Here is an 18,588-nt window from a genome sequence, read left to right as displayed (position 1 = left end):
ATGGTAACCACAGGCACAGTCCGCAGCTGGAATGACGAGGAGGGGTGGGGAGTCATTGACTCGCCCGTTACCCCCGGCGGTTGCTGGGTCAGCTTCGCCGACGTCAGGCTTCAGGCGCCGGGCTTTCTCTCGCTGAGTCCCGGACAGGAGGTCCTCTTTGAGTGGGAGGCCGCGGACCAGGACGGCTTCTGCTTCAGAGCAAGGGCGGCCACCCCTGCCGGGGACGGTATTCGGGCCGTGATCCCGCCACCGGCGAACCCCATGAACAACCCTGGCGGCACCTACCGGTCCAGGCTGTCCATCCGCTTCGACGAGTGAGGCAGTAGCGGAATTCGAAGACCGCCGCAGCCGGATAGCCTAAGAGCATGGCTTCGAAGAACACACCCCAGGCACCCCGGCTCACTTCCCTTGACCTGCACGATCTCGTGGAGAATGAGGATGCCTTCTTTGGCCCTGGAGAGAGCTATGACGGAGAACGTTTTGACCGTCCCGGCTTTGACGAGGCAAACCTGACGTCCACAGATTTCATTGACTGTGAGCTCAACGGCCCCACCATGAACAACACCGAGATGCGCGGTGTACGCTTCCGTGGCACGGCACTCAATGACAGCTTTGCCCCGGTCATGAAGGGCCCGCGCACCAGCTGGCGGGACACCAATGTCACCTCGCCGCGGTGGGGTTCGGCCGAGCTCTATGACAGCAGCTGGCAGTCAGTGCGGATCGACGGAGGAAAGATCGACTTCCTGAACCTGCGCGCATCGAAGATCGTTGACCTGCAGATCAGCGATGCCATCATCGGTGAACTGGATTTAGGTGGCGCCACGGTGACCCGCATGTCCCTGAAGAACTGCCGGATCGGCACCTTGGATCTCCAACAGGCCACGCTGAAGGATCTTGATCTACGCAGCACGGAGTTCCGTACCCTCCACGGCATTGGTTCCATGGCCGGCGTGGTGATAGACGACTACCAGCTGGGGCTGCTGGCTCCCCTCTTCGCAGCGCATCTGGGCATCACGCTCGCCTAAGTGGTCATCATCTTCAGGTCATTGCGCTGAAGTCCGAGCTGGCCGAACGCCTCCTCGACACCAAGTACCGCCAAACTTCCCTAGACAACGAGCTGGCAACGGGACCACCGGATCCGGCTGCTCATTGCCGGCGCACAGCGTTGCCCGCACAGGGAACGGTCCACAATTGCTTGTCCGCAGCCATGCTCAAACTCAATGCCGAAGCCATAAAGCCGCTGAGAAGGCATAGCAGCAGGGCTGGATCTAGGCCATTGATCCCCTGAGCGCAACTTCCGGTGATGGCTCACAAAACTGCCGGTTTACGGCGGAAAACGCTAGACTGACTTCATGATGCCACGTCCTACCTCAGCAGCGGAGCTGACGGAACATGACCTACGAGAAACCGTCACAGCCGAGGTTGTCTTGGCCCGCCGGGGCGTTGGTGGCCACCGCCAGTACCGCATTCCGGCCCTGGCTCTCTCCCCCCGCGGCACCCTCCTCGCCGCCTATGACGGCCGGCCCAATCTGGATGATCTACCCAACCCAATAGACCTGTTGATCCGGCGCAGCACAGACAACGGCGCCACATGGGGACCACAGCAAACCATTCGCACCGGAACCGGACTTGATGGCTACGGCGATCCGAGCCTGCTCGTGGACGTGGAAACCGGCCGCATTTTCTGCTTCCATGCAGCCGGCACGCACGCTGGCTTTTTCGAGGCCGCGCCGGGGCTGGATAACCCGGACGCCATTCAACACGCAGATCTCAGTTTTTCCGACGACGACGGCGCCACCTGGCAACACCGCCGCCTCACCGCCATGCTCAAGGGCAGCGGCGTCACTGGACTCTTTGCCGCAGCAGGTGCCGGGATTCAAATCCACACAGGCCCCTTCGCCGGCCGCCTGATTCAGCAGTTCGTACTCCTACACGAGGGCAGCATCAAGGCCGCCAGCGCCTACAGTGACGATCATGGCGAGAGCTGGACGCTGGGCGAATACATTGCTGGCGGCAATGAGAACAAGGCCGTGTGCCTGGCCGACGGCACCTTGTTGATGCATTCGCGCGCCACCCCGCACCGGCTCACCGCATCCTCCTCCGATGGCGGCCAAAGCTGGACGCCGGCACGTCCCCACCCGGAACTACCTGACCCCAGCGACAACGGTTCCGTGGCCCGTTTTGACGGCCTGCCCAACGTCTCACAGTTGGCCTGCGCTGAGACCAGTAACTGGCTAATTGCCACCCACAACCATGACCCGCTCCTGCGCCGCAATACCCTCCTGAAACTTTCGCAAGACAACGGCGCAAGCTGGCCATTCGCTCTCGAACTATGCGGTGGAAGCTCGCAATACTCCACGGCTGCGCGGCTGCCCGATGGCCGGATTGGTGTCCTGTATGAACGGCAGGGCTACCAGGAAATTGTGTTCACCAGCATCGATCCCCAGGACTTGCTCGCCTCCCCCGCCGCTACCCTGACGCACACCACTGGCACCGCCGTCTCGCGCGGCATTGCCCTTGATGTGGTGTTGCGCTCCATCACGCCCGCCCGCCCAGCCCGGTGGGAAAGTGTTGGTGAGAGCTTTGTACTGTCCCAGACCGACGGGGACTGGGATCCGGCCGCCTGGAAGGAAGTGGGCCAGGGTTATTCCGAGGACGCCCCTCAGGTCCTCTCCAATCGGGAATCCCAGGACCTCAATTATGGTGCAGTGGTGCCCGGATACAAGGCTGGAGATGTGCTGGCCTTTGCCGGCCGAATTCATAATACGGGCACCGTGGCTGCCCCCGCAGTGGCCGTATTCCTTGACGGCGGGCCTTCTGGCAACGCCTCGATTATGGGGTGGCAGCCTCTGGAACCCGGAGTCACGCTCGGGTTCAGCAGTAATTACACGGTAAGCGATGCGGACATTGCCACCAGTTCGTTGACGCTGGTGTTCAGCATGGGTGTCGATGCGGGTGTGGCCACGTCCGGGGCACTGCACAGCTTCACCTTTGACATGGTGTCAGGAGATGTCACCGAGCACTAAGACGCAGCTTCTGCACACCGTTTGGGCCCAAATGACGCGCAGCACTTGAAGTGGCACGCCATTCGCAGCAAACCGTGTGCATGAGCAACATGCAGTCTGGTTGAAGGTTAGTTCTCGTCAAAGTCCCGCAACGCTTTGGCGATGGACTGGTGGGCGTCTGCGGAGGTGTGGGCTGCTTTGAGTGTTTCCGCCGTGACGTTGAAGCCGGAAACCCGGGCCTGCAACTGGGTGAGTGCCGCTATCAGCATGGTCTCTTGTTCCGCGAGAGCATCCCGTTGAGAGATGAGATCAGCCATCTGCTCACCCATGATGTGGTGCCTGCCCAGTGCGGTTTGCGCCGCTCCTTCATCGCCGGCGAGCCTGGATCTCTCCGCCTGGGCGGTGAGTGCGTCCAGAGCCTTTTGAAGATCCGCCCGCTGGAGGTCCAGCCGCTGTCTGCTGACGGAAACATCTGCGACGCCGCGACGCATCTTTTGCACGGCGGCCTGCTGTTTGAGTTGGGCCTCCGTCACGCTGAGCTGTGCACCGGATGAGTCACGAGCGCAGTCACTGGCAGAGGCACCGGGCCAGAGCTTCTGGGGGGAACTCTTGTGGCCAAAGAGTGCCCTGATCCGGGAAACAATACTCATGAATTGTTACTGTTCCGGGCCAAGATCGGTGTACGTTTTGGACCAGTTTGCCAGCATGGTGGCTTCAATTTCCAGGGTTCGGGTGAGGTCGCCCAAGTCCGCGCTTCCGGCTGGGGCGGCGGCACTGGCCAGAGCGTTCCGGACACCCTTGGCCGTCAGCGTAATCTGTTCAACCTGGCCCGCCAGCGTTTTCGCATACAACGCTTGGACTGCGGGATCGGGCTCGCGCTGGGCTACAAGAAGCTGATGCTCCATGACGGTGCCGGTCTGCTGGAGTGTGTTGAAAATGGACTCAAGATTGCCCGTGTACTGCCCGCTCGACTGCGCCACGGCGAGGGAACGCTGGGTGGCATCAAGTGATTCCGCGAGGGCCACCCTCTGTTTCAGGATGGCGGCAACGGGTCCAGTGCTGGATTCGGCCCGGGCCTTTAATGCGCCGCGTTTTGCCGACTCATATTTTGGCTTGCCAATTTTGACCAAGCCCACCACGCCGCGAGAGATCAACACCCCTATAGTGATGGCCACACCTAGGACAATGGCGATGATCACCAGCATGAGGATCAAAAAAACTGTGCCGAGGTCCATGAACTGTCCGTTCTCCTGACGCTTGAAGGGTGAGTGCTCCTAGAAATCAGCGTAGCACCGGCCGCGGTGTCTATCCCGGCTTCCATCCGGGTGCTTTCCATCTTTCCAACCGTCTGCTCCAGCAGCGAAAATTTTGCCCCAACTACCCCACAACCAGGCTGCGAACCCGGACACCAGCAGCCAGATTCAGGTGGAAGCACAGGGACATCCCTGATGTGTTTGTCAGTGGCTCAGTGCACAATGGTGTGATGAAGACAATCTTGAATGTCATTTGGCTAGTATGTGGCGGTTTCTTCCTAGCACTGAGCTATTTTTTGGCAGGCATTGTGTGCTGCATCCTCATTATCACCATCCCCTGGGGCATTGCCTCGTTCCGCATTGCCGGGTACGCACTGTGGCCCTTTGGCCGCATGGTGGTGGACAAACCAGGCGGGCCCGGCGTGGCAAGCACTCTGGGCAATGTCATCTGGATTGTTGTTGCCGGCATCTGGATTGTGATCGGCCACGTCACCACGGCGTTCACCATGGCCATCACCATCATCGGCATCCCTCTGGCCATCGCGAACCTGAAAATGATCCCGGTGTCCCTCATGCCGTTGGGGAAGGAGATTGTTCCCACCAATCGCCCCTTTGTTAGCACCTACCGGTAGCGGGTTACGAGCCTTGCACACTGGGACAACGTACAGCCGCGTAAGCTGGTGCCATGAGCACTAAGAAAAGCGACTGGCTAGATATTCTGGTCAATTTCGCCAGTTTTGCGGCCATGATCCTGGTCCTCACCTTTGCCCGTTTTGGGCTGCCCCTGAAGATCGTGCTGGCGTTCGCCGTGTCCTTGGCCATTACGGGCGGCTGGTCGTACTACAAACGCAAGCTCCGCCGCCGCCCGTCAAACCTCAAACGCTTGCACGTGTACAGCGAGAAAAGCGTGGACGAAAAATAGTGGAGATCATTCGCTACGCCTCCCTCAAGGCTGCCCCGTGGGCCAATGGCGGCGGAATCACCCGGCAAATCGCGGCAGGCGCCGGCACCGGCGCAGAGTGGGATTGGCGCCTGAGTTTGGCCGAGGTATCCAAGGCTGGCCCGTTTTCGCCGCTGCCCGGCATTGACCGGATCATCACCGTTGTGGAAGGTGAGCTCATCGCGCTAAGCGTGGACGGCGTTGAGCAGGCTCTGGAAAAATTCCGCCCCTTCCGCTTTTCCGGCGACGCTGACACGTCCGCCACACTGCCCACGGGCGCGCTGAAGGATCTGAACCTCATGACCCGCCGCGGCGCGTTCAAGGGCTATGCGGCCATCATCGAGTTGTCCAAGAAGCGCCCGCATCCCGTCTTCGCAGACCAGTTTGCGGTGCTGTTGCAGGGTTCGGCCACGGTTTCCCCCGGTTCCACAAATTCCCAGCCTGCCTCGGACGACGCCGAAGCCTCCACCCCTGCGCCCGTCACCGAGGCGCTGGGCAAGTTCGACACCGTGGTTGGCTCCGAGGATGCCCCGGAGATTTCCGGCCGCGGCTTCCTGGCCGTGCTGAGCATCGACCCGGCAAGCTAGCACCAGCCGCTAAAACTGTTCGGGTTCATTGCCCCACTCAACCCTGACACCTCCGGTCTCGGTATGATCAATGCTTGTCCTGATCTCGGCCGGGGCGGCCCATGGGCAAAAACCCGCCTGCCGTGCACAATAAGCACATGAACCCGCGATTTTTGCGCGCCACCTGCCAGGCCCTGCCATGACATTGCCCCTTCTGGCCATGATCTGTGCGGTGGCCTTGCTGGGACCACTGTTGGCCTTGCCGCGAAAATGGCACATCCCTGTGGTCATCGGTGAGCTGCTTGCCGGCATTCTTATAGGCCGAACGGGCCTGAACCTTGTGGTTCCGAGCGATTCCACTTTCACCTTCCTTGCCGACATAGGATTTGCGTTGATCATGTTTGTGGCCGGTTCCCACGTGCCCATCCGAGACAAACAAATTCGGTCGGCGCTTGGCAGCGGTGCCGTGGCTCTCGTGGTGGTGGCGGTGGCCGCGGCCGCCGTGGGCATCGGGCTTGCAGCCGTCTTCGGCAACGGCCATGCCCCGCTTTATGCTGTGCTGCTGACCTCATCCTCCGCAGCCCTGGTGCTGCCAATCATCGGTTCGCTGGGGTTGTCCGGTCCCTCCGTGCTGGCCATGACGGCGCAGGTGGCCTTAGCCGACACCCTTGCGATTGTGGCCCTGCCGCTCGCACTGAACCCGTCAACCGCGGGGCGGGCCGCACTCGGTTCGCTGGCGGTGTTGGCGGGTGCCGCCGTCGTATTTCTCATTCTCCGCCAAGCTGACCAAAAGGGTCTCCGCCTGCGCTTCCACAAGGTGTCCGAGCGCCGCAAGTTCGCGTTGGAGCTGCGCATCCAGCTCATCATTCTGTTCGCGCTGGCGGGGCTGGCAGTGTGGGGACACGTCTCCATCATGCTCGCTGGGTTCGCGTTTGGCCTTGCCGTTGCGGGAGTGGGAGAGCCCCGGAGACTGGCGCGGCAGCTCTTTGCCCTCACTGAGGGGTTCCTGGGGCCGGTATTTTTCCTGTGGCTGGGCGCATCGTTGAACCTTAACGAGCTCGCCGCCCATCCGCCCATGGTGCTGCTTGGGCTGGCACTGGGGCTTGGCGCCATCGCTGTCCACGCACTGACCCGCCTCCTGGGTCAGCCGCTGCCGCTGGCGGTTTTGTCAGCATCGCAGCTGGGCGTGCCCGTTGCGGCCGCCACGATTGGCATCCAGCAGAACCTGTTGTCCCCTGGTGAACCCGCGGCGCTTGTCCTAGGCGCCCTCGTCACCATGGCCGCGGCGACAGTGGCGGGGAGCCGCTTTGTTTCCCGAAAACCGACGGCTTAAATTCCAGCGGCCCAAAGCTCGCCGCCGTTAAATAAAACCGACCCGCAGTAGTGGTCGAAAAATCCCCAGAATTTCCGGGATTCTTCGACCACTACTGCGGGTCGGTTTCGTGTAAAGGCTAGTGGCCGCGACGCTGGTTTGAGGCAGGTGCCGAGGCACGGCGGGCTCCGCCAGCGGAGCGTGCCGGGCGGGACTTGTCGCCGCCGTTGGCGTTGTAGCTGCCACCGGAGGTGCCACCCGTATTGGAGGACCAGGCAACGCTGGATCCGCTGCGTGCACCGGCGCCTTCGCGTGAGCCGGCGCCTTCGCGTGAGCCGCCCTGAGGTGCGCGGCGTCCGCGTGCCACGTCGCCGTCGCGGGCCGGGCGGCCTGAACCGGCCGCGCGTGCGCCCTGCTGAACACCTTCGCGGCGTTCGCCGCGGTTGCCCGTAGCAGCGCCGCGCTCGTTGGAGTCGGCGGAAACGCGTCCACGGCCGCCTCGGCCGCCACGTCCACCAGCGGTGGGGGCAGCTCCGGTACGGGCGCGCTTACGCTGAGCGTTTGCACCGGTTGAGGTGCCGCCGCCCTGGGCAGGCCGCTTCGAGGCTAGGAGAGCCGCACGGGTGCGGGGATCGATCTTGTCCGCAACGTCGCCTACCAAAGTGGCAATGACGGGAGATGACGTGGTGACGCGCTCAAAGTTCACGTCAACGCCTGCTGCACGCATGAGCTTCTTGACGTCGCCCTGCTGCTCGGGAAGCGTCAAGGTGACAACAACGCCGTCGGACCCGGCACGGGCGGTACGGCCTGAACGGTGCAGGTATGCCTTGTGCTCTGTGGGCGGGTCAACGTGGATGACCAATTCAATGTCATCAACGTGCACGCCGCGGGCGGCAACGTCGGTGGCAACCAGGACGCGAACGTCTCCAGTGGAGAATTCGGCAAGGTTCCTATCGCGAGCATTCTGCGAAAGGTTTCCGTGCAGGTCAACGGCGGGGATACCGGCGTCGGTCAGCGTCTTGGCAAGCTTGCGGGCGTGGTGTTTGGTGCGCATGAAGAGAATACGGCGGCCGGCGCCGGATGCCAATTCAACAATGACCTGCCTCTTGACGGTCTGATCGTTGACCACCAGGACGTGGTGTTCCATGGTGGAAACGGCGGCCTTGGCCTCGTCCACCGAGTGGGTGAGCTGGTTGGAGAGGTAGCGCTGGACAATCTTGTCCACGCCGTTATCCAAGGTGGCGGAGAACAGCATGCGCTGGCCCTGCGTGGGAGTGGTGTCCAGCAGGCGCTTCACAACTGGCAAGAAGCCGAGGTCAGCCATGTGATCGGCCTCGTCCAGGACGGTGATCTCAACGCTTTCCAGCGACACGATGCGCTGCTTCATGAGGTCTTCAAGGCGGCCCGGGCAGGCGATGACAATGTCAACACCGGCGCGCAGCGCCTTTTCCTGGCGAGCCTGTGAGACGCCGCCGTAAATGACGGTGGTGTTCAGGCCCATGGCCTTGGCGAGGGGCTCGATGGTGTTGTTCAGCTGGGTGGCCAGCTCGCGGGTCGGTGCAAGAACCAGGCCCATGGGACGGCCCGGCTTGCGGAAGTAAGGGGCTTCACGCTCGGCCAAACGGGCAACGAGCGGGATAGCGAAGGCAATGGTCTTGCCGGAGCCGGTGCGGCCGCGGCCCAGCACGTCACGTCCTGCCAGAGTATCTGGGAGAGTCTTGACCTGAATGGGGAATGCTTCTTCAATGCCCTGAGCGGCGAGTGAAGCAACGATTTCCTTGGGCGCACCAAGGGCAGCAAAAGTTGTCATGTAAAGAGAGAATCTTTCGTAAGGCGGTTCAACGTCCCACAATCAGTTTTGACCGCGGGTTCGCCGATTCAATGCCAGAGCGAGTCAACCGCGGCTGCCTCAAGGCAACCCCATTGCGGGACTAGATGCATGCGTTCATCGACGCAGAATGCGCTTGAAGCACATTAAGTATGTTCATACTATCAGCGGCACGACGCCGGACACCCCCAAAGTGCCGCATCTCACCATCGGCGAGCCTGCCCCATGCATAGAACACCGCCCCATCAACCCCGGGATACGGCCCATTTCACGAAGTCGCCACAAAAAATCCCGGTACCCTTAATGGTGATGAGTGAAATCCCAGCTTCCAGCCCCGAACTGCCCGCATCCGCCCCCGATGCCTCTCTCACCGGCCCCTGCGCCAGTGACCAGCAGCGGGCCCCGCGTACCGAAGACGGTTCGGCACGGCCAATTACCCCGGGCAGCCAAGCCGCAGAAGGCACCTACCGCTCCCAGCCCGTCTCTTTTGTGCGCCGCGGTACGCGTTTGCAGGGACGCCGCCAGCAGGCCTGGGATGACCACTCCGATACCTTGGCCGTGGACGTTCCCCGCCACATCTCTGACACATCGGTGCATCCCGATTACGTTTTTGACGCCCAGGCGGAGTTTGGCCGCATAGCCCCTCTTGTTGTTGAAATTGGCTCCGGCCTAGGCGATGCCGTGATCCACGCCGCCAAGGAAAACCCTGACAAGGATTTTTTGGCGGTGGAGGTCTACACGCCCGGGCTGGCTCAGACCATCCAAAAGATTGTTGCCAACGGGCTGGAAAACGTCCGTGTGGTCCAGGCGAATGCGCCGGAAGTTCTCAGCTCCATGCTCCCGGCGGGTTCCGTCAGCGAAGTATGGGTGTTCTTCCCAGACCCCTGGCACAAGACCAAGCACAACAAGCGCCGCATGGTCAAGGACACCTTCGCCCCGCTCGTGGCTCGAGTCCTGACGGAAGGTGGCTTCTGGCGCCTGGCCACAGACTGGTCGGCCTATGCAGAGCAGATGCTTCAGGTGGGCATTGCCTCCCCTGACTTCAGCAACCTGCACGACGGCGAGCGCACCGGTGCGCACAGCCCCCTCACCGAGGCGCGGCGCAGCGGAGTTGATTGCGAGCAAAGCCAGGACCTGGACCTAGTGGGCGGTTGGGCCCCCCGCTTTGACGGGCGCATCCTGACCAGCTTTGAGAGCAAGGCGCATAAGGCTGGGCGAGTCATCTTCGATCTCACCTTCCGCCGGAACTAACACCACCGGCACCGTCCTGGCCACTGCGCCATCCGGGCTAAGGGGTGGTCCACTGCTTCATGCAGCGGACCACCCCGCTTTTTTTGTTTAACGTATGCGCCCGCCGGGCTTCTATAACGGCGCAGCTGGCACAGTGGCGCCCCTTAGCACCCCACCCGGGCACATACAGAACGGGCGTCATAATTACACAAGTGGGCGTCATTTTTAATGACCCAAAGGGGCCAGATTCCTCTTCCGCGAGTTAAAGTCGCATGAATTAGGCAAGAATTAGATCAGAATTAGCACACCCTAACGTTGACTATTCCAAGGGCTGTAGAAAACCTCTTCTAAGCCACATATGGTGAGCTCATGACTGCTGAACCAATTGTCGCTGGGGTCGATGGACCGGCGTCGGACGCGATGTTAAAACTGGGCCGCTTTTTCACCAAGTGGGACGAGAGCGCTGATTCCCGCGCCGTGTTCCGGGAGGGCGGCCGGGCCGGTGACATCTTCTACCGGGACCGGTGGAGCCATGACAAGGTGGTGCGCTCCACGCACGGCGTGAACTGCACGGGCTCCTGCTCATGGAAGGTTTACGTCAAGGACGGCATCATCACATGGGAGTCCCAGCAGACCGATTACCCCAGCGTGGGCCCGGACAGCCCCGAGTATGAGCCCCGCGGTTGCCCCCGCGGCGCAGCGTTCTCCTGGTACACCTATTCCCCCACCCGGGTCCGCTTCCCGTATGCCCGCGGCGTGCTGGTAGATATGTACCGTGAGGCCAAGTCCCGTTTGAAGGACCCCGTCCTGGCCTTCGCGGAGGTTGCCGGGGACCCGGAAAAACGCAAAAAGTACCAAAACGCCCGTGGCAAGGGCGGTCTGGTTCGCACCTCGTGGGCTGAGGCCCTGGAAATTGCCGCCGCCGCACACGTGAACACCATCAAGAACTACGGTCCGGACCGTTGCTCCGGCTTCTCCCCAATCCCGGCCATGTCCATGGTCAGCCACACCATCGGCACCCGTTTTGTCCAGCTCGTGGGCGGGGTCATGACGTCCTTCTACGACTGGTACGCCGATCTTCCCGTCGCCAGCCCGCAGGTCTTTGGCGATCAGACGGACGTCCCGGAGTCCGGGGACTGGTGGGATGCCACGTACTTGATGATGTGGGGCTCCAACGTCCCCGTCACCCGCACCCCTGATGCGCACTGGATGACTGAGGTCCGCTACCGCGGCACGAAGGTCATCGCCATCAGCCCCGATTACGCGGACAACACCAAGTTCGCCGACGAATGGCTCCCGGCCCAGGCGGGCACCGACGCCGCCCTCGCCATGGGCATGGGCCACGTGACGCTCAAGGAGTTCTTCGTGGACCGTCAGGTCCCGTTCTTCCAGGACTACGTGCGCCAGTTTACCGACCTTCCCTTCCTGGTGCGCTTGGAGAAGAACCACGACGGGACGTACAACGCCGGGAAGTTCCTCACCGCCGCCTTCGTCCCCGGCAATGAGCTCGAAGAGGACGCCGCGTTCAAGACGATGCTCTTTGACAAGGTCTCCGGCACGGCCATCATCCCCAACGGAACCCTGGGCCACCGCTATTCCAAGACCGGTGAGGGCAAGTGGAACCTTGACTTGACCGGCATCGAACCGGCCTTGAGCCTGGAGGAAGTCTCCACGGAGTCCGCAGAAGTCCTTCTGCCGTGCTTTGAGGATCCGGGCGGGGCAGGTTCCGTGTTGCGGCGCGGCGTCCCCACCACTGTGGTGGGCGGGCACCTTGTCACCACCGTCTATGACCTAATGCTGGCGCAGTACGGTGTGGGCCGCCCAGGCCTTCCCGGCGACTGGGCCAAGGACTACAACGACACATCCACCCCCTACACCCCGGCGTGGCAGGAGGAGATCACCTCGGTCCCCGCCCAGGCCTGTATCCGCATAGCCCGCGAATTTGCCCGCAACGCCGAGCAATCCAAGGGCCGCTCCATGATCATCATGGGCGCCGGTATCTGCCAGTGGTTCCACGGCGACACCACGTACCGTGCCATTTTGGCCCTTGTCATGTTGACCGGCTGCATGGGTCGCAATGGCGGCGGCTGGGCCCATTATGTGGGCCAGGAAAAGACTCGTCCGCTCACCGGGTGGGTGTCTCTTGCCAACGCTCTTGACTGGTCGCGCCCGCCGCGGACAATGATCGGCACCGGCTATTGGTACATGCACACCGACCAGTGGCGCCAGGACGGGTACTCGGCCGATGCGCTGAAATCGCCCCTGTCCACGGGCAGCCTGGACGGCATGCACACGGCTGACGCCCTGGCGCAGTCCGCCCGGCTTGGCTGGATGCCGTTCTACCCGTTCTTTGACAAAAACCCGCTGGATATCGCCGATCAAGCCATCGCGGCGGTCGCCGCCGGTGAGGCACCCGATGAAAAGACGTGGGTGGCGCAGTCGCTCAAGAGCCGGGCACTGGATCTGGCCATCGAGGACATCGACGCCCCCGAAAACTGGCCCCGCACGCTGATCCTGTGGCGCTCAAACCTGTTTGGCTCCTCCGCCAAGGGCAACGAGTACTTCCTGCGCAATTTGCTCGGCACGCACAATAACGTGATGGGTCAGGACAGTGAGGCCTCGCTGAAGCCAAAAACTGTCAAGTGGCATGAGAAGGGTCCTGAAGGAAAGCTGGACTTCTTGATGTCCGCGGACTTCCGCATGACAAGCACCACGCTGCTTTCCGACGTCGTTTTCCCGGCGGCCACCTGGTACGAGAAGCACGATCTCTCCTCCACTGACATGCACCCGTTTGTGCACGCATTCACCCCGGCCATCGATCCGCCGTGGGAAACCAAAACCGACTTTGAGATGTTCCACCTCCTCGCCGAGGAATTCTCCCGGCAGGCGGCAAAGCACTTGGGCACCCGCAAGGACCTGGTGACCGTGCCCATGATCCACGACACCGTGGGCCAGATCGCCCAGCCAGGCGGGGTGGTCAGCGACTGGCGCGAAGACGGTATCGACGGCGTACCGGGGGCGAACATGCCCAACTTCACTATTGTGGAGCGCGACTACACGGCCATCGCCCACAAGCTGGCCGCCGTTGGACCTCTGGCAGACAAGCTCGGCTTCACGGTCAAGGACGTCAACTACAAGCTGGACAAAGCCCTGGATCACCTGGCCAAAGCCAACGGGGTCATGATGGGCGGCTACGCACACGGGCGCCCGGCCATTGACACGGACGCGAAAATGGCTGAGGCCATCCTGACGTTCTCCGGCACCTGCAACGGCCAACTCGCCGTTGCGGGCTTCAAAGAGTTGGAGAAGCGCACGGGTGTGAAGCTGGCGGATCTGGCCGAGGGCAGCGAAGAAAAACACATTTCCTTCGCCATGACCCAGGCCGGGCCGGTTCCTGTCATCACGTCCCCGGAATGGTCGGGCTCGGAGACGGGCGGGCGGCGCTACTCACCGTTCACCCAAAACATCGAACGGCTCAAGCCCTTCCATACGCTCACCGGGCGCATGCACTTCTTCCTGGATCACGACTGGATGATCGATATTGGCGAGGCCTTGCCGATCTACCGCCCACCGCTGGATATGCAGCGTTTGTTTGGGGAGCCGAAGTTCGGCCCCAACGGGGAGAAGGAGGTGGTGGTGCGCTACCTCACCCCGCACTCCAAGTGGTCCATTCACTCCGAGTACCAGGACAACCTGCTCATGCTCTCGCTTTCCCGTGGCGGTCCCACGGTGTGGATGAGTCCGCAGGATGCCAAGTCCATCAAGGTCATGGACAACGACTGGGTGGAGGCGGTGAACATGAACGGTGTGTTCGTGGCCCGCGCCGTGGTTAGCCACCGCATGCCAGAGGGTGTGGTGTACGTCTACCATGCCCAGGAACGCACTATCGATGTGCCCAAGTCCGAGGCCACCGGCCGGCGCGGCGGCATCCACAACTCTCTGACCCGGCTGTTGGTCAAGCCGTCTCACCTGATTGGCGCCTACGGGCAACAGACCTACGCGTTCAACTATCTTGGCCCAACAGGTAACCAGCGAGACAACGTTTCCACTATTCGTCGCCGTTCCCAGGAGGTGCAGTACTAATGCGTGTAATGGCTCAAATGGGCATGGTCATGAACTTGGACAAGTGCATTGGCTGCCACACGTGCTCCGTCACGTGCAAGCAGGCATGGACCAACCGGGCAGGGGTGGAATACGTCTGGTTCAACAACGTAGAAACCCGCCCCGGACAAGGCTACCCACGCCGCTACGAGGATCAGGAAAAGTGGAAGGGCGGCTGGGAGCTGAACAAGCGCGGCCGCCTCAAGCTCAAGGCCGGTGGGCGTGTAAAGAAGCTGTTTGGCCTCTTCGCCAACCCCATCCAGCCCGAGCTCAAGGACTACTACGAGCCCTGGACGTACGACTACAAAACCCTCGTTGACGCCCCCTTGGGCGATGACTTCCCCGTGGCACGGCCCAAGTCCCTGATCACCGGCAAGGACACCAAGATCACATGGAGCGCCAACTGGGATGACGATCTGGGCGGCACCGAGGAAATGGGTCACCTGGACCCGATCGTGGAGAAGGTGCGCCGCGAGTCCGAGGACAAGATCAAGTTCGAGTTCGAGCAGACGTTCATGTTCTACCTGCCCCGCATTTGCGAGCACTGCCTGAACCCCTCCTGCATGGCTTCATGCCCGTCCGGCGCCATTTACAAGCGCGTGGAGGACGGCATTGTTCTGGTTGATCAGGACCAGTGCCGCGGCTGGCGCCAGTGCATGACAGGCTGCCCGTACAAGAAGATCTACTTCAACCACAAGACCGGCAAGGCCGAGAAGTGTACGTTCTGCTACCCGCGCATCGAGGTGGGCCTGCCCACCGTCTGCTCTGAAACCTGCGTTGGCCGGCTGCGGTACTTGGGACTGTTCCTGTACGACGCCGATGCCGTCACCGCTGCTGCCTCGGTCACCGACCCGCAGGATTTGTACCAGGCGCAGATGGATGTGCTGCTGGATCCCAACGATCCCGCCGTCATCAAGGCCGCCCGGGAGCAGGGCATCCAGGAAGACTGGATCGATGCTGCCCAGAAGTCTCCCGTGTATGCGCTGACCAAGGTATACAAGCTGGCTCTTCCATTGCACCCGGAATACCGCACCATGCCCATGGTTTGGTACATCCCGCCGCTCTCCCCCGTGGTTGACCTGCTCCGCGATCAGGGCCACGACGCGGAGGATTCGGGTGTGTTGTTCGGCGCCATTGACGCCTTGCGTATCCCGGTGGAGTACCTGGCGGAGCTGTTCACCGCCGGGGACACGGAGCTTGTCACGGGTGTGCTGCGCAAGCTGGCCGCCATGCGAGCCTACATGCGCGGTATTTCTCTGGGTAACGATCCCGATGAATCCATTCCTGCCTCGGTGGGCATGGACGGGGAAACAATGTATGAGATGTACCGGCTGATGGCGATCGCCAAGTATGAGGAACGCTATGTGATCCCGAAGGCACACGCCGAGCAGGCACATGACCTGGAGGAAATGGGGTGCTCCCTGGACTTCGACGGCGGACCCGGCATGGGCGCCATGGGAGACTCCCCGTTCGGCGAAGCAAGCGGACGCCCCACCCCGGTTGCCGTGGAAACGTTCAATGCGTTGCGAGACCGCCAAACCTCCGACTCCGTCGCGGGGGCAGACACCCTCCGTGGGCGTGTGAACCTGCTCAACTGGGATGGCAACGGTGCACCTGCCGGACTGTTCCCCCAGCATCACCCCACCGAGCCGGACCGCGATGAGCGTGAGGGCGACCTCGAGAGCGCAATCGAAGGCGGTGGCGGTTCATGAGCCGCAAAGATCAGGTGACGTTCCTGGCTGCGGCGTGGTGCCTGTCCTACCCGGATGAGCTGTTGCTGGAACGGGTTCCGCTCATGCGGGCCGCACTCGGCGAGTTCCCCGGAGCCCTGGCCCCGTTCGCCGTGGTGCTTGATTCCTTCCAAGACAATGATTTGATGGCGCTGCAGAGCCAGTACGTCGCAGAGTTCGATCTCGGCAAGCGCCACGCCCTGCACCTCTCCTACTGGACCGACGGCGATACCCGCCGCCGCGGCGAGGTCCTCGGGGCGTTCAAGAAGGTGTACCGCGGTTCCGACACCTTGGTGAACACGCGCGGAGAATTGCCCGACTTTTTGCCCATGGTGCTTGAATTCGCGGCAACCGTTGACATGGCCACAGGTAAAGAATTGTTGCAGCAGTACCGGCCCAGCCTTGAGCTGATCAAATTTGGGCTGCTGCGTGATGACTTGGCGCACACCGAGATTGTGCAAGCCGTTTGCAACACGCTGCCCGGGGCCTCCCCGGCAGATGAACAAGCCGTCATGCGGATGGCTGGCTTCGGCCCGCCCACCGAATCCGTGGGTCTGGACCCTTACGACCCCCGGCTGCTGCCCATGAAAGGGGCATAAGCTATGGATATTATCCTCTGGGGCGTGCTGCCCTACGTCATGGTTGTCATCTTGGTGGGCGGCTCCCTGTGGCGGTACAAGTACGATCAGTTTGGCTGGACCACCCGCTCCTCCCAGCTCTATGAGTCCAGGCTGCTGCGGATTGGCTCGCCCATCTTTCACTTTGGATTATTGGCCGTCATTGCCGGGCACTTCTTTGGACTGGTGATCCCGAAGTCATGGACCGAAGCGGTTGGCATGACGGAGAGCCTGTACCACTTCAACGCGCTTTTTGTTGGCACCATTGCCGGAGTGGGGACGTTGGGTGGCATCATCATCCTCATCATCCGCCGCCGCAAAACCGGCCCGGTTTTCATGGCCACCACCAAGAACGACAAGATGATGTACGTGGTGCTGGTGGCTGCGATCATCTTTGGCTTGTGGACCACATTGGCCAGCGTGTTCTGGCCCTCTCATGACCTGACCTACAGGGACACCGTCTCGCCCTGGTTCCGTTCGCTGTTCATCTTCCAGCCCGATGTGGCCGCCATGGCTGCGGCGCCGTTCGCGTTCCACCTTCATACCTTGGTAGGCATGCTGTTGTTCATGGTGTGGCCGTTCACCCGCCTGGTTCACGCCTTCACAGCCCCTCTGCACTACTTGTTCCGGCCCTACATTGTCTACCGCTCACGGGACAAGGGGGCCAGCGTGGCAAACCGTCACGGCTGGTCCGACGTTGGCACCCACGACCGAGACACCCAGCACCGCTAGCCCAGGAGAGAGAATGGCACGAGAAACATCCGCACCCGCGCCTCCCCAACAAGCCGTTAAGGGCCAAGCCCTGAACTTGGTTATGGCCACTGCAGCTTCGGTGGTGGCCTTTTGGGCTTGGAACATGATTGCCACCCTGAGCACGCACTACGCCCACAACATGGAGCTCTCTGCAGGGGTCATGGGCGTTCTGGTGGCCATGCCCATCTTTGTGGGCTCGTTAGGGCGCATTGTGGTGGGCGCCATGACGGACAGATACGGGGGACGCGCCCTTTTCACGTTCGTTTTGCTTGCCACCATTCCAACAGTTCTTCTGGTCGCCTTGGGCGGGTCGTTGAACTCGTTCACGATTGTCCTTATTGGCGGGTTTTTACTCGGTGTGGCGGGCACTGTATTTGCCGTGGGCATTCCCTTTGTCAGTGCTTGGTACCCGCCGGCTAGGCGCGGCTTCGCCACGGGAATCTTTGGTGCTGGCATGGGTGGAACCGCCCTGGCCGCGTTCCTGAACCCGCGTCTGGTGAAGTCCATCGGGTACGTGCCCACCCACCTCCTGGTTGCTGTTTTGCTGGCTGTCATGGCAGTCCTTGTCTGGTTCTTCATGAAGAACGCACCCGATTGGCAGCCCAGCACAACGCCCGTGTTGCCCGAACTCATCGAGGCTTCAAAGCTGGCCGTCACCTGGAAACTGTGCTTCCTGTACGCGGTGGTCTTTGGCGGCTTTGTCTCCTTCGCAACGTATCTGCCCACCTATCTGCGCGATGTTTACGAATTTGACCCGAGTTCAGCCGGCGCCCGAACAGCCGGCTTTGCCCTAGCTGCCGTGCTCGCCCGGCCCATTGGTGGCGTGCTGGCAGATAAAATAGGGTCCAAGCCCGTGGTTATCGCTTCGCTGGCAGGCGTGGCCATTTTGGGCTTCCTTGTAGCCTTGGAACCAGCGGCTGACGTTGAAGCGGGCCCCATCTTCATTGGTCTGGCTGCAGCGCTTGGCCTGGGCACCGGCGGCGTCTTTGCCTGGGTGGGAAAACTGTCCCCGGAGGGCAGGATGGGCACCGTGGGCGGCATAGTCAGTGCCGCCGGCGGGCTCGGCGGCTACTTCCCACCCCTGATCATGGGCATGACGTACAACCCCGACGCCGAAAGCTACAAGTACGCCATTGGCCTTTCACTTCTGGTTGTCACCGCCATGGTGGCCTTGTTGTTCGCGCTGGTCTTTGTTAAAGACCGGGCAAAATCACAAGTGACACCGGCCATCCCATAGTCTTTCCCCCTTTTCC

Annotated in this window: 16 protein-coding genes; 13 read left to right on the top strand and 3 right to left on the bottom strand. The window is 61.8% G+C overall.

Annotated features, from left to right (window positions below; all coding sequences use genetic code 11):
* The 3 genes from RY113_RS06355 (at position 1) to RY113_RS06345 (ending at position 3,026) form a co-directional block, all read left to right on the top strand.
* Entirely contained in the window at positions 1–318 is a 318-nt protein-coding gene (locus tag RY113_RS06355; protein ID WP_315913919.1) for a hypothetical protein, read from the top strand.
* Between the two features lie 47 nt (positions 319–365).
* Positions 366–1,025 carry a pentapeptide repeat-containing protein gene (locus RY113_RS06350; protein WP_315913918.1) on the top strand — a complete coding sequence of 220 codons (660 nt, stop codon included), beginning with the start codon at positions 366–368 and terminating at the stop codon, positions 1,023–1,025.
* 327 nt (positions 1,026–1,352) lie between these two features.
* Positions 1,353–3,026: a sialidase family protein gene (locus tag RY113_RS06345; protein WP_315913917.1), complete on the top strand. Its 1,674-nt coding sequence runs from the start codon at positions 1,353–1,355 to the stop codon at positions 3,024–3,026.
* A gap of 107 nt (positions 3,027–3,133) precedes the next feature.
* Here the strand turns inward: RY113_RS06345 and RY113_RS06340 are convergent, their stop codons facing one another.
* Together RY113_RS06340 and RY113_RS06335 are read right to left on the bottom strand one after the other, a co-directional pair.
* Positions 3,134–3,655 carry a hypothetical protein gene (locus RY113_RS06340; RefSeq protein WP_315913916.1) on the bottom strand — a complete coding sequence of 174 codons (522 nt, stop codon included), beginning with the start codon at positions 3,653–3,655 and terminating at the stop codon, positions 3,134–3,136.
* 6 nt (positions 3,656–3,661) lie between these two features.
* Positions 3,662–4,240 carry a hypothetical protein gene (locus tag RY113_RS06335; RefSeq protein WP_110105188.1) on the bottom strand — a complete coding sequence of 193 codons (579 nt, stop codon included), beginning with the start codon at positions 4,238–4,240 and terminating at the stop codon, positions 3,662–3,664.
* 248 nt (positions 4,241–4,488) lie between these two features.
* Between RY113_RS06335 and RY113_RS06330 the strand changes: the two genes are divergently transcribed.
* The 4 genes from RY113_RS06330 (at position 4,489) to RY113_RS06315 (ending at position 7,097) form a co-directional block, all read left to right on the top strand.
* Positions 4,489–4,890, top strand: coding sequence for a YccF domain-containing protein (locus tag RY113_RS06330; protein WP_315913915.1), 402 nt, complete (start codon positions 4,489–4,491; stop codon positions 4,888–4,890).
* Positions 4,891–4,943: 53 nt separating this feature from the next.
* Positions 4,944–5,180 carry a hypothetical protein gene (locus RY113_RS06325; protein WP_110105189.1) on the top strand — a complete coding sequence of 79 codons (237 nt, stop codon included), beginning with the start codon at positions 4,944–4,946 and terminating at the stop codon, positions 5,178–5,180.
* Positions 5,180–5,785 carry a HutD family protein gene (locus RY113_RS06320; RefSeq protein WP_315913914.1) on the top strand — a complete coding sequence of 202 codons (606 nt, stop codon included), beginning with the start codon at positions 5,180–5,182 and terminating at the stop codon, positions 5,783–5,785. Before RY113_RS06325 ends, RY113_RS06320 begins: the two co-directional genes overlap by 1 nt.
* Before the next feature lie 178 nt (positions 5,786–5,963).
* On the top strand, positions 5,964–7,097 hold the full coding sequence (locus RY113_RS06315) for a cation:proton antiporter (RefSeq protein ID WP_315913913.1): 1,134 nt from the start codon (positions 5,964–5,966) through the stop codon (positions 7,095–7,097).
* Positions 7,098–7,215: 118 nt separating this feature from the next.
* Here the strand turns inward: RY113_RS06315 and RY113_RS06310 are convergent, their stop codons facing one another.
* Positions 7,216–8,886, bottom strand: coding sequence for a DEAD/DEAH box helicase (locus RY113_RS06310; protein WP_315913912.1), 1,671 nt, complete (start codon positions 8,884–8,886; stop codon positions 7,216–7,218).
* A 327-nt stretch (positions 8,887–9,213) separates the two neighbouring features.
* Between RY113_RS06310 and trmB the strand changes: the two genes are divergently transcribed.
* The 6 genes from trmB to RY113_RS06280 all read left to right on the top strand — a co-directional run bounded on the left by trmB (position 9,214) and on the right by RY113_RS06280 (position 18,572).
* The gene (gene trmB, locus RY113_RS06305; RefSeq protein WP_315913911.1) at positions 9,214–10,155 is read left to right on the top strand and encodes a tRNA (guanosine(46)-N7)-methyltransferase TrmB; all 942 of its coding nucleotides are present in this window, start codon (positions 9,214–9,216) and stop codon (positions 10,153–10,155) included.
* 348 nt (positions 10,156–10,503) lie between these two features.
* Positions 10,504–14,217 carry a nitrate reductase subunit alpha gene (locus tag RY113_RS06300; RefSeq protein WP_315913910.1) on the top strand — a complete coding sequence of 1,238 codons (3,714 nt, stop codon included), beginning with the start codon at positions 10,504–10,506 and terminating at the stop codon, positions 14,215–14,217.
* Positions 14,217–15,947, top strand: a complete 1,731-nt coding sequence (gene narH, locus RY113_RS06295; RefSeq protein ID WP_315913909.1) for a nitrate reductase subunit beta — start codon at positions 14,217–14,219, stop codon at positions 15,945–15,947. Before RY113_RS06300 ends, narH begins: the two co-directional genes overlap by 1 nt.
* Entirely contained in the window at positions 15,944–16,564 is a 621-nt protein-coding gene (gene narJ / locus RY113_RS06290) for a nitrate reductase molybdenum cofactor assembly chaperone (protein ID WP_110105195.1), read from the top strand. The genes narH and narJ overlap by 4 nt, the downstream gene beginning before the upstream one ends.
* 3 nt (positions 16,565–16,567) lie before the next feature.
* Positions 16,568–17,314 carry a respiratory nitrate reductase subunit gamma gene (gene narI / locus RY113_RS06285; RefSeq protein WP_315913908.1) on the top strand — a complete coding sequence of 249 codons (747 nt, stop codon included), beginning with the start codon at positions 16,568–16,570 and terminating at the stop codon, positions 17,312–17,314.
* A 13-nt stretch (positions 17,315–17,327) separates the two neighbouring features.
* Positions 17,328–18,572 (top strand): MFS transporter, encoded by a 1,245-nt coding sequence (locus tag RY113_RS06280; RefSeq protein WP_315913907.1) that lies wholly within the window; start codon positions 17,328–17,330, stop codon positions 18,570–18,572.
* Positions 18,573–18,588 lie beyond the last annotated feature (16 nt).

Origin of the sequence: Arthrobacter sp. lap29, assembly GCF_032458965.1 — a bacterium.
GTDB classification, from domain to species: Bacteria; Actinomycetota; Actinomycetes; order Actinomycetales; family Micrococcaceae; genus Specibacter; species Specibacter psychrochitiniphilus.
Note: the sequence above shows the minus strand (reverse complement) of the source record. Positions and strands in the feature narration are given on the sequence as shown.